The sequence below is a fragment of the Flavobacterium hibisci genome (genome assembly GCF_020026925.1).
Lineage (GTDB): Bacteria > Bacteroidota > Bacteroidia > Flavobacteriales > Flavobacteriaceae > Flavobacterium > Flavobacterium hibisci.
In genome coordinates this window covers 1-12,535 of record NZ_JAIQDW010000017.1, presented here as the reverse complement: position 1 = coordinate 12,535, position 12,535 = coordinate 1, and the positions used below count along the sequence as shown (strand labels likewise).

The following is a 12,535-nucleotide window of genomic DNA, read 5'->3' as shown; positions in this document are numbered from 1 at the left end:
TTGTGTAATTCATTGAAAATAAACCTTATAATTTTTAAAAGAATAAAATAATGAAACTTGCTAAGCTAACTATTGCCCTTTTCGGACTGCTACTTTTGGGAAGCTGTAAATCTGCTTTGGAAAAAAAGACATGGAAAGAAGGGATTTTGATAGATGAATTCATTTATGAGAAAGCGCCTTATCCGTCGTGCCATTCTGTAACTATTGAGGAAGCGACGAACGGAGATTTAGTGTCAGCCTGGTTTGGAGGAAGTCACGAAAGGCATCCTGATGTTTGTATTTATTCTGCCATAAAACCAAAAGGGAGCGATAAATGGGGCGAACCTATTAAAGTAGCTGATGGTGTAATGCCGGATGGATCAAGATTTCCAACGTGGAATCCGGTTTTGTACCAAATTCCGGGTGGCGATTTGATGTTATTTTATAAAATCGGACCAAAACCATCCGAGTGGTGGGGTGTTTACAGAACTTCTTCTGATGGAGGAAAAACCTGGTCTGATAAGATTGATATGCCAAGTAAAGATTTTCTGGGGCCAATCAAAAATAAACCGGTTTTATTGAGTAATGGAACATTATTGCTTCCTTCAAGTACCGAAGGAAATGGCTGGCATTTGCGTATGGAATCAACTCCTGATTTCGGGAAAACCTGGGTTTTGGGCGATACCATTTCAAGAGGAAAACAAAAAATAAATGCCATTCAGCCAAGTATTTTGTTTCATAAAGACGGAAGTATTCAGGCAATTGGAAGAACTAAAAACAGAGCCATTTTCAGTACTTTTTCAAAAGACAACGGAAAAACCTGGTCGGAGTTAGAACTCATTGGTTTGCCAAATAATAATTCAGGAACCGATGCTGTAACATTGAAAAACGGAAAACATTTATTGGTTTATAATCACGTTTTGCCTCCGGGAAAAGAAGCCAAAGGACCAAGAACGCCTTTGAATCTTTCTATCTCTGATGACGGAATCAACTGGAATGCTGTTTTAGTTTTGGAAGACTCAAAAATCAGCCAATATTCCTATCCATCAATAATTCAAAGTTCAGACGGAATGGTGCATATCGTATATACCTGGAGAAGACAAAAACTGAAATACGTAAAAATTGACCCAAGCAAATTGGTCGCACTTCCAATCAAAAATGGAATCTGGCCGGGACAGGAAGGCGTTGAAGTAAAAGCTGTTAAAGCAGAAGAAGAGTAAGATATTCATACAGAAAGAATTTTAATCTCCATAATCTGCTAAATCTGCGAGAGTAATTTTTCCCGCAGATTTAGCAGATTTAACAGATTGTTTTTAATCTGCATTAATTAAAATAATAATTATGAAGTCAACAAATTTTAAAAGAAGCATGTTTATTGCAATGCTGGTTGTTTTATCAGGAACATTCAGTAATGTAGTTTCAGCACAATCCAATAAAAAGCAAAAATACAAAGTAGCCGTTTGCGACTGGATGATTTTAAAAAGACAAAAACTGGGTGCTTTTGGTTTGGCAAGCGAAATAAAAGCAGACGGAATCGAACTCGATATGGGCGGATTGGGAAAAAGGCCAACCTTCGACAGTAAATTGGGAGATCCGATAGAAAGACAAAAGTTTCTGGATAAATCCAAAGAAACAGGTGTCGGAATCAGTTCTATCGCTATGTCCGGTTTTTATGCACAGTCATTTGCCAAAAGAGATTCCGTTAACCTGATGATCAACGATTGTGTGGCAACAATGAAAAATATGAAGGTAAAAGTCGCTTATCTACCATTGGGAACTGAAAGCGATTTGACTAAAAATCCAGAATTGCGTCCGATTATTATCGAAAGATTAAAATGGGCAGGTAAACAAGTCGGTAAAATTGGCGGAGTAATTGCAATCGAAACCTCATTAAATGCGACCGAAGAGAAAAAATTATTGGAAGAAATTGGCTGTAAACACATTAAAAGTTCTTTCAATTTTGCCAATGCAGTCGATAACGGAAGAGACATCGCAACCGAATTGAAGATTTTAGGCAAAAAATACCTGGCTCAGATCCACGCTTCAACAACAGATACTGTGTGGCTGGAAAACGATAAAAATGTCGATATGCCAAAAATCAAAAAAACGCTGGACGAAATGAAATGGAGTGGTTGGCTAATCGTAGAACGTTCGAGAGACGTGACACAGGTGCATAACGTAAAAGCCAATTACGGAGCGAATGTAGCATATTTAAAACGCATTTTTCAGAATTAAAATTATTTAGCCACAGATTAAAAAGATTTCCACAGATTTTAAAAAATCTTTTTAATCTGTGGCAAAAAAATCAAGATTGTAATTTGTACCAATTTGTGGTCAAAAAATAAAAACACAATGAAATATTTAAGTTTACTTTTTTTAGGACTATACGCCACTTTTGCATCGGCACAAAACATCACAATTGTTCGTGATGCCAATGCCCCAAGGGCGAAATATGGAGCCGAAAAACTATCCGAAACAGCAACAGCAAAAGGACTTAAAGTAGTTTTTGCAGACAAAGCACCGAAAAAATCAAAAGACAAAGTAATCGTAATTGGCGAAAAAGGAACCGACTTTTGGAAACAAAACGCCAAAACTGCTAAAATCGAAGACAGCCAATTAACGAAAAAAGAAGGCTTTCAAATCCGCACGCAAAAAAACTTCATTTATATTGAAGGAACCGATGCAACCGGAGCTTTGTATGGTGCAATGGAATTGGCTGACCGCATCAAAACTTCAGGCGAAATTCCTTCTGAAATCAATATCGAAGACAGCCCTGAAATGGTGTTGAGAGGATCTTGTATCGGAGTGCAGAAACCGGTTTATCTTCCGGGAAGAGACGTTTACGAATATCCATACACACCGGAATCTTTCCCATGGTTTTATGATAAAAAACTATGGACAAAATACCTGGATATGATGGTTGACAACCGACTAAATTCCCTGTATTTATGGAATGGACATCCATTTGCTTCTTTGGTAAAATTAAAAGATTATCCGTTTGCACTGGAAGTAAGCGAAGAAGATTTCAAAAAGAACGAAGAAATTTATAACTATCTGACCGTAGAAGCCAACAAAAGAGGAATCTGGGTAATTCAGATGTTCTATAACATAATTGTTTCCAAACCTTTTGCGGAGCATTACAATATCAAAACACAGGATCGTTCACGCCCAATCACGCCGGAAATAGCTGATTATACTAAAAAATCAATCACAGCATTTATCGAAAAATATCCAAATGTCGGATTGCTGGTATGTCTTGGAGAAGCTATTAATACTATCGATGATGATGTGGAATGGTTTACCAAAACCATTATTCCGGGCGTTCAGGACGGATTAAAAGCTTTAGGGAAAACAGAAGAACCGCCAATTATCCTTCGTGCGCACGATACTGATGCACCGTTGGTTATGGAAAAATCGCTTCCGTTGTATAAAAACCTGTACACAATGCACAAATACAATGGCGAATCATTGACGACGTACACGCCTGGCGGACCTTGGGGAGAAATCCACAAAAAGTTAAGTTCACTGAATTCCGTTCACATTTCAAACGTACATATTTTGGCGAATCTGGAGCCTTTCCGTTATGGTTCACCAGATTTTATCCAGAAAACCGTTCAGGCAATGCACACCATACACGGAGCCAATGCACTTCATTTGTATCCGCAGGCTTCCTACTGGGACTGGCCTTACACGGCTGATAAAACAAAAACAGGCGAAAAACTGCTCGAAATGGATCGCGACTGGATTTGGTACAAAGCTTGGGCAAGGTATGCATGGAATAGCAAAAGAGACAGAAACGAAGAAATTAAATATTGGAATGAAGATTTAGTAACTAAATACGGAACTGATTTAGAAGCAGCAAATAATATCCAAAAAGCGTATGATGAGTCGGGAGAAATTGCCCCAAAAACATTAAGACGTTTCGGAATCACAGAAGGAAACCGTCAGACCTTATTATTAGGAATGTTCGAAAGCCAGTTGGTAAACCCTGCGAAATGGAGAGTATATCCGGGATTCCACGAATCTTGCGGACCTGTCGGTGAATTGCTTTTAGAATACGCTAAAAAAGAATGGAACAATGAACCGCACGTTGGTGAATTGCCAACGCAAATCATTGCCGAAATCACGCAACACGGGAAACTGGCAGTTGAAGCCATCGACAAAGCCGAGCCAAAAGTGACCAAAGACAAAGAAGAATTCCTGCGCCTGAAAAACGATGTTCATGCTTACAGAGCCTTCGCCGATTTCTTTTCGGAAAAAGTAAAAGCGGCCATTTTGGTATTGCGTTACAGCTATTCCAACGATATTGCAGATCTGGATAAAGCACTTCCACATCTTGAGGAAAGCATCAAACATTACGAATTGTTGGTGAATCTGACCAAAGATCATTATTTGTATGCCAACAGTATGCAGACGGCACAACGCCGAATCCCAATTGGAGGAGACGACGGAAACAACAAAACCTGGGCTGAATTATTGCCTCATTACGAAAGAGAGCTGGCTAATTTCAAACGAAATCTGGATCTTTTGAAATCATCAAAAGACGGTAAAATTGTGACTAAAGAAGGCAAGCCGTGGAAAACAGCTGAGGTAACTTTATTAAGCGAAAGCAAAGGAACTTACGCTGTCAAAAACGGAACGAAAGTGTACGGAACACCAATTTCGGAACTGACAAAAATAGCTCCTGAATTGCAAAACCTAAAAGGAATTGCTTTCGATGAAGCTTCACAAAACGAAAACGGAACTCACCTGAAATTCAAAAACACCAAAGCTGTAAAACTGGTGGTTGGTTATTTCAATTCCGATCAGAAACGATTTTTATTCCCGCCAAGTTTAGAGACAGACGCGGCAGGAAATGCACACGGTCAGGCTGAAGTTATTTTGGCAAGTGCCGTGAATTTGAAAGAATTAGCAAGAATCAATATTCACACTTACACTTTTCAGCCAGGCGAAAACAAACTCGATTTAGGTAAAGGACGAGTACTGATTTTAGGCTTCATCGACGCCGATCAAACCATCACCACACGTGATGTCGGTTACATCGATGCAGGCGAAAAAGGTGCGGTAGACTGGTTATTCTATTAAGAATTTGGGCGTGACCCTCCGTAAAAACTACGGGTCGGGCTATCCGCTATATCTTTTGGGGCGAACCCCGCCCCAAAAGGATGTCGCTGCTATCCCTCACGCAAACCAATATAATCCAGACCTTATAGGTTTTCAAAATCTGTTAGGTCTTTGGAATGCAAACACAATCTTGTCATCCCTAGGAACGAGGGATCTCCGCAAGATGCTCTACAAAGATTGGCAACATTTCTTTGCGGAGTTACTAATGGAGATTTCTCCTTCGTCGAAATGACAAAATAATGAGCATAAAAGACCAGAACTTAAATAACCTTATATCACTTATATGGTTTAAAAAGATATGAAGAAAATAGTTTTTTTTATTTTTTGTTTTTTTGTAGGCGCTTGCTTTGTATGGAGTCAAAGCAGCAAGGAGCAGGCGAAGTTTCGTAAAGAAGTTTCGCTGAATTCCTCCTGGGAAACCATTGTTCTGAATCAGCTTCCGGAAAAGGAAGAAACTTTTGTGCAAAATCCAAAAGTCGATACACAATGGCAAAAAGTAAACGTACCCCACAACTGGGATCAGTATTATGGTTTTCTAAGAACCAAACACGGAAATCTGCATGGCACGGCTTGGTATCACAAAACTTTAAAAGTTGATAAACAAGATTCTTCAAAAAGGCTTTTTCTCTTTTTTGAAGGCGTGAGTTCCTATGCAACAGTTTGGGTAAACGGCAAAAAAGTCGGCGAACACAAAGGCGGAAGAACCACTTTTACGGTCGATATTACCAACGCTGTTTCTTTCGAAAAAGCAAATGACATAATCGTTAAAGCAGCACATCCTTCATTCATTGCCGATTTGCCATGGGTTTGCGGAGGCTGTTCCGGCGAGTGGGGATTCTCTGAAGGTTCTCAGCCAATGGGGATTTTTAGACCTGTAACTTTAGTCGTTACCGATGATGTTCGAATTGAACCTTTCGGCGTTCATATTTGGAATGACATAGCAACTTCCAAAGAAAAAGCAGTTTTAAACGTTACTACTGAAATCAAAAACTACGGAACTTCAAACCGAAACCTGACTATTGAAAACACTCTTTTTGATAAAAACGGAAAGAAGGTTGCTAGTATAAAAAGTGATATCAAAAACACTTCAGGTGAAACTAAACAAATAGCACAAACACTTCCTGAAATTGTAAAACCTAATTTATGGTCGCCAGCCAATCCGTATTTGTATCAATTGATGACTACTATTTTTGAAAACGGAAAAAAAATAGACGAGCTTAAAACACCTTATGGAATCCGTTGGGTTAGTTGGCCGGTGAGTCGTGACGGAAAAGACAATCGTTTTTTCATCAACGACGAACCTTTGTTCATTAACGGAACCTGTGAATACGAACACCTAATCGGGAACAGTCATTCGTTTTCAAATGAGCAGATTCATTCGAGGATCGAACAAATAAAAGCGGGCGGTTTCAATGCTTTTCGCGAAGCACACCAGCCTCATAATTTAGAATACCAAAAAGAACTGGACGAAAATGGAATCCTTTTTTGGAGTCAGTTTTCAGCGCATATTTGGTACGACACATCCGAATTCAAAGAGAATTTCAAAACCTTATTACGAGAATGGATCAAGGAACGCAGAAACAGTCCTTCTGTTGTAATGTGGGGACTTCAAAACGAAAGTACCATTCCGGCAGCATTTGCTGAAGAATGCACTAAAATCATCCGTGAAATGGATCCACTTTCTGCTTCGCAACGCATCGTGACTACCTGCAACGGAGGAGAAGGAACCGATTGGAATGTCGTTCAAAACTGGTCAGGAACCTATGGTGGCGATCCGTTTAATTACGATGTCGAAATGAGCAAGCAATTGCTGAACGGCGAATACGGTGCCTGGCGTTCACACGACCTGCACACCGAAGGCGAATTTGATCAAAAAGGAATTTTGAGCGAAAACCGTTTCTCTCAATTAATGGAAATAAAAGTCCGTGAAGCCGAGTCGGTAAAAGACAAAATCGCAGGACAGTTCAACTGGCTTTTTGCCTCTCACGAAAACCCGGGACGTTCGCAAAACGGTGAAGGATTCAGGGATATCGACAAGGTTGGACCGGTAAATTACAAAGGACTTTTCAGCATTTGGGGCGAACCTTTGGATGCTTATTATATGTACCGTGCTAATTATGTCTCGAACAAAACCAATCCTATGGTGTATATTGTTTCGCATACCTGGCCGAATCGCTGGGATGCTCCGGGAATCAAAAACGGAATCGATGTGTATTCGAATTGCGATGAGGTAGAATTGTTCAATGATGTGAATAAATCATCCCTTGGAAAACTAAAAAATCCGGGAATCGGACAGCATTTTCAGTTTAATAATGTCAACATTCAATACAATGTGTTGTATGCCGTGGGTTATGTAAACGGAAAAGCGGTTGCCAAAGATTATATCGTTTTGAACAGTTTGCCAAAAGCACCGAATTTCAATGCTTTAGAAACCAAAAAAGAAACAATTTTACAGCCTAAAAAAGGTTATAATTATATTTACAGAGTCAATTCCGGAGGCAGTGAAATCAAAGATTCTAACGGAAATGTTTGGCAGGCAGATGTTCACAAAAGCGGAGAAAATACTTGGGGTTCTTTGTCCTGGACGGATAATTTCAAACAATTGCCTGATTTTTATGCAAGCCAAAGAAGTACTTTCGATCCAATAGCAGGAACTAAAGACTGGAAATTATTCCAGAGTTTCAGATACGGAATCGACAAACTGCGTTACGAATTCCCTGCTCCCGATGGAGAATATTTGGTAGAATTGTATTTCACAGAGCCCTGGTATGGAACCGGAGGCGGACTGGATTGTAAAGGCTGGCGTTTGTTTGACGTAGCCGTCAATGACAATGTTGTTTTGAAAGATTTGGATATCTGGAACGAAGTAGGACACGATTCGGTATTGAAGAAAACTTTCGTAGTAAAAAGCAAAAACGGAAAAATCACGATTTCTTTTCCGAATGTAAAAGCAAGTCAGGCGATTATTTCTGCAATTGCGATTGCAACCAAAGACAAAACTATAAAAGGAGCTCAGGCATCGCCTCGAAATATTCAGAATGTTGCAGGAAATTCAGAAGCTAAAATAGGTTCCTGGCTGGATATTAATTCCAAACAATATTCAGATTCGGATGTTGTGTTTACGCAATTACCTTCAGAAGTTTTTGGTGCAGATTATTTACAGATTTCATCAAAATCGTCGGGTTCTTTTGTAACCAAAGAAGATTCAGAAATTTATCTGTTTACCCAATCGAAAGATTCGATTTCTGGTTACAAAAAGATGACGGAAACGGTTAAAAATTCCGATAAGGTTGAATTTTCGGTATTCCATAAAAAAGTAAAAAAAGGCGAAAAAGTGCTTTTTGAAGATAGTACAATAGCGGTCGTTCCAACTTACGATATGGGCGAAAAAGACGATTCAAGGCCCGTTGTACTTTTAGAAGCCGAAACCGCCAAAACAACCGGAACTGGAATCGAAAAAGGCAATTTCAAAAAAGCGGATTATGTTGAATTCAAACAGAAAGCGAATAACAGCATTCAGTTTGAAGTCAAACCGGGAGTAGCCGGGATTTACCTGATGCGTTTCCGTTTCATGAGCCGAAACGAAACTCCATTGAAAGTTAAATTCAAAATGGAAGACGCCTACGGAATCATGATGCGAAATGATACAATTGAGTTTCCGTCTGCAACAGAAAAATGGAAAGTTTTGAATACAACTTCCGGTGGTTACATCAACGCTGGAACCTACAAAATCACTATAGAATCGGATGATATGAAAGGATTGATGTTGGATAATTTTGAGTTTCAATAAAATTAAAATGACCGCAAATTCGCAAATTATTAATCCAAATTGGGAGAATAAAATTTGCGAATTTGCGGTAAAAAATAAGCTTATGAAAAAACATAAAAACGTTTTACAAAAAATTGCAATAGCCTTAACAATATTGTTTTCAGCAGCAAGTTTCGCGCAAGCTAAAAAAACAAGAATTGTAGAAGATTTCAATAAAAACTGGAACTTCAAATTAGGTGATCATCCACAGGCAGTCAATGCAAATTTCAGTACTGCTGATTGGAGAAGTCTGCAATTGCCTCACGACTGGAGTATTGAAGGCGCTTTCGATAAAGACAGTAAAACAAAACAGGCACAGGGATTTTTGCCGGCCGGAAAAGGCTGGTATCGCAAAACATTTACTGTTCCTGCAAATTGGAAAAACAAATCTGTTTCGGTTGAATTTGACGGTGTTTTCAAAAACAGCGAAGTATTCATCAACGGTCATTCTTTGGGAATGAGACCGAACGGTTATATTTCCTTTGCTTATGAATTATCGCAACATTTGAACTTCGGAAAACAGAACATCATCGCTGTAAAAGTCGATAACGACGCTCAGCCTAATTCAAGATGGTACACCGGATCCGGAATTTACAGAAACGTACGATTGGTAGCCAGCGAAAAACTGCATGTGGCGAAATGGGGAACGTATGTAACCACACCGGAAGTTTCAAAAGACAAAGCAACTATTCATTTGGAAGTGGATATCGATAACGAAAATGCTTCCCCAAAAGAATTCAGACTTGTGACTTCTATTGTGAATTCAGACAATGTTGAAGTTGCGAATTATACTTCCACAGAAAAAATAGAAGCAAAAACATCTGCAAAAAAGATGCACAATCTGGCTTTGAATCAGCCAAAATTATGGGATACTGAAAATCCGTATTTGTATAAAGTGGTGACCAAAATTTATGAGAAATCGAAATTAATCGACAATTACGAAACTCCGCTTGGATTCCGCTATTTTAATTTCGATGCCGAAAAAGGATTTTCGTTAAATGGTATTCCTACCAAAATATTAGGCGTTTGTCTGCACCACGACAATGGCGCTTTGGGAGCGGTAGAAAACATTCACGCTCTTCGCAGAAAACTAACGTTGCTGAAAGAAATGGGTTGCAATGCCATCCGTATGGCACACAATCCACATTCTTTGGAGATGATGCAATTGTGTGATGAAATGGGTTTTATCGTTCAGGATGAGTTTACTGATGTGTGGAAAAAGAAAAAAGTAACCAACGATTACCACAAAGACTGGGATGCCTGGCACAAACAGGATTTGGAAGATTTTATCAAGCGTGACCGCAACTATCCGTCGGTGATGATGTGGAGCATCGGAAATGAAATCCGTGAACAATTTGACAGCACCGGAATTGCGATTACAAGGGAATTAGCTCAAATCGTAAAATCGCTCGACAAAACCCGTCCTGTTACTTCGGCTTTGACCGAAAATGTAATCGAGAAAAATTTCATTTATCAGTCGGGAGCTTTGGATTTACTGGGATTCAATTACAAACACGAAGATTATAAAGACTTTCCAACGAAATTTAAAGGTCAAAAAATATTGGCTTCCGAAAGTGTTTCGGCTCTCGAAACCCGTGGACATTATGATTTTCCTGACGGAATTAAAGCGTGGCCAACCAAACATGGTGCTCCTTTTGACGGAAATGCAGACTGGACGGTTTCGGCTTATGATCAGGTAAAATCATATTGGGGTGCAACGCACGAAGAAAACTGGAAAACCATCAAAAAACAGGATTTCATGGCGGGAACTTTTATCTGGACAGGAGTAGATTATATTGGCGAACCTGATCCATATCCGTATCCGGCGAGAAGTTCGTATTTCGGAATCATCGATTTGGCGGGACTTCCAAAAGATGTTTATTATATGTACCAAAGTGAATGGACAACCAAACCCGTTTTGCATATTTTTCCGCACTGGAACTGGCAAAAAGATCAGGAAGTTGACGTTTGGGCATATTACAACAATGCCGATGAAGTGGAATTATTCCTAAACGGAAAATCATTAGGTAAAAAATCCAAACAAAATGATGATCTGCATATCTCCTGGCGTGTAAAATACGAACCAGGAACGTTGAAAGCCATTTCCAGAAAAGACGGAAAAGTAGTTTTGGAAAAAGAAATTCACACTGCTGGTGCAGCTTCCAAAATTGATTTGAAAGTAAATAAATCAACCATTAAAAATGATACTTACGATTTGGTGTATGTAACGGTTTCAATCGTTGATAAAGACGGAAATCTGGTTCCGAATGCCGATTATAAAATAGATTTTGAAGTTACAGGTGGCGGAAAATTAGTAGGTGTTGACAATGGTTATCAGGCCAATTTGGAGTCATTTAAAGCCAATTCCTGCAAAGTCTATAACGGAAAATGTATTGCTATTATCCAGTCGAATGGAAACAAAAAAGATATTCAGTTAACGGCTTCAGGGATAAACGGAATGTCATCTTCTGTAATTGTAAAAGTAGAATAATACTTTAAAGAAATAATTTTATAGAACTCCATTAGCGATAATGGAGTTTTTTTGTGGAATAATTTTGTAGATTATTTGGGCATGACCACAAGGGTCGGGCTGTCCATTATATCTTTTCTTTTCCTAAAGAAGGAAAACAAAAAGATGCCATTTCCATCCCTCATGCGGGAGTGGTCTTAGGAGAATGATTAGGGAGTTAATCTGTACTTAATAATTTGTAATAAAAATAATACTATATTCGTAATGTAAAAATCCGGTTTTAGAACTTGTGTATATTTAAATTTGAAGTGTTTTATAGAATAAATTAAAAAAGATTAAATTGCATAACTTATTTTAAAGTAAAATGTATAAAAGAGAATATGAACCACTATTTGAAAATGGTTTTAAAGAAATTGCTTTGTGGCAATTAGATACAATTTTCTTAGAACCTTTTGGAGAAAATGAACAGTGAAAGCAATTGATAAATCGATTTAATGCCTATTTGAGTGAATTTTTTTCTTTGGGTTTAAATGCAGAACTTTGGATTGATGGTTCATTTTCAACTCATAAACCTGAACCAGAAGATATAGATGTTGTTTTTTTATTAGACCAGAATGAAATAGAACATTTAAATGATAGAAAACAGAAATTGTTTGAAGAATTGTTTTTAAATAGAGAAAATATTAAAGTGAGATATTTAGTAGATGTTTATTTTATAGATCGAAATGATGAAATTGAAAAGCAAAAATGGATAACAACATATGGCTTTGATACACGAAAAATGAACAGCAAAGGAATATATAAAATACAATTATCAAAAGATGTATAGTATAGAACGCATAGAGGAATTACTTGCAAATTCAGAAGATACTTTACTGAAATATGAGAATTTGCTCAAAAGCAATCCCAATAGTTTGTTCAATAAAGGTATGGTGAAAAACACCCTTGAACAAATGATTGAATTGCGTTCCAATCTTGCTTTCGAAAAACAGAAAAGAGAAAAAGAGATTATTGATATACGCTTGAAAGACACTGTCCTAAAAAGTGTGTAAGTTTAAAAATAACGGGGTTTGACTTTTTAATTAAAGTTGGACCCTTTTTTCAAATATAGTTAAGAACTGATTGAGTATTAATCCCCAATTATGGATTGGCAT

7 protein-coding genes are annotated in these 12,535 nt (G+C 38.1%); all 7 read left to right on the top strand.

Going from position 1 to position 12,535, the window contains the following annotated elements; all coding sequences use genetic code 11:
- The first annotated feature begins 50 nt into the window (after positions 1-50).
- Positions 51-1,199, top strand: a complete 1,149-nt coding sequence (locus tag K8B81_RS15985; protein WP_223682562.1) for a sialidase family protein — start codon at positions 51-53, stop codon at positions 1,197-1,199.
- 121 nt (positions 1,200-1,320) lie between these two features.
- Entirely contained in the window at positions 1,321-2,214 is an 894-nt protein-coding gene (locus tag K8B81_RS15980) for a sugar phosphate isomerase/epimerase family protein (RefSeq protein WP_223682561.1), read from the top strand.
- Between the two features lie 117 nt (positions 2,215-2,331).
- Entirely contained in the window at positions 2,332-5,064 is a 2,733-nt protein-coding gene (locus K8B81_RS15975; protein WP_223682560.1) for an alpha-d-galacturonidase, read from the top strand.
- A 337-nt stretch (positions 5,065-5,401) separates the two neighbouring features.
- Positions 5,402-8,893: a malectin domain-containing carbohydrate-binding protein gene (locus tag K8B81_RS15970; RefSeq protein ID WP_223682559.1), complete on the top strand. Its 3,492-nt coding sequence runs from the start codon at positions 5,402-5,404 to the stop codon at positions 8,891-8,893.
- 82 nt (positions 8,894-8,975) lie between these two features.
- Positions 8,976-11,402 carry a sugar-binding domain-containing protein gene (locus K8B81_RS15965; RefSeq protein ID WP_223682558.1) on the top strand — a complete coding sequence of 809 codons (2,427 nt, stop codon included), beginning with the start codon at positions 8,976-8,978 and terminating at the stop codon, positions 11,400-11,402.
- Between the two features lie 457 nt (positions 11,403-11,859).
- The gene (locus K8B81_RS21005) at positions 11,860-12,210 is read left to right on the top strand and encodes a DUF6932 family protein (RefSeq protein WP_394370725.1); all 351 of its coding nucleotides are present in this window, start codon (positions 11,860-11,862) and stop codon (positions 12,208-12,210) included.
- Positions 12,203-12,433: a hypothetical protein gene (locus K8B81_RS15955; RefSeq protein WP_223682557.1), complete on the top strand. Its 231-nt coding sequence runs from the start codon at positions 12,203-12,205 to the stop codon at positions 12,431-12,433. The genes K8B81_RS21005 and K8B81_RS15955 overlap by 8 nt, the downstream gene beginning before the upstream one ends.
- The last annotated feature ends 102 nt before the right edge of the window (positions 12,434-12,535 follow it).

Bases quoted from the DNA above. Each gene is read 5' to 3' on its own strand.
- K8B81_RS15985 (WP_223682562.1), top strand. From the start codon at position 51: ATGAAACTTGCTAAGCTAACTATTGCCCTTTTCGGACTGCTACTTTTG.
- K8B81_RS15975 (WP_223682560.1), top strand. From the start codon at position 2,332: ATGAAATATTTAAGTTTACTTTTTTTAGGACTATACGCCACTTTTGCA.
- K8B81_RS15955 (WP_223682557.1), top strand. From the start codon at position 12,203: ATGTATAGTATAGAACGCATAGAGGAATTACTTGCAAATTCAGAAGAT.
- K8B81_RS15970 (WP_223682559.1), top strand. From the start codon at position 5,402: ATGAAGAAAATAGTTTTTTTTATTTTTTGTTTTTTTGTAGGCGCTTGC.
- K8B81_RS15980 (WP_223682561.1), top strand. From the start codon at position 1,321: ATGAAGTCAACAAATTTTAAAAGAAGCATGTTTATTGCAATGCTGGTT.
- K8B81_RS15965 (WP_223682558.1), top strand. From the start codon at position 8,976: ATGAAAAAACATAAAAACGTTTTACAAAAAATTGCAATAGCCTTAACA.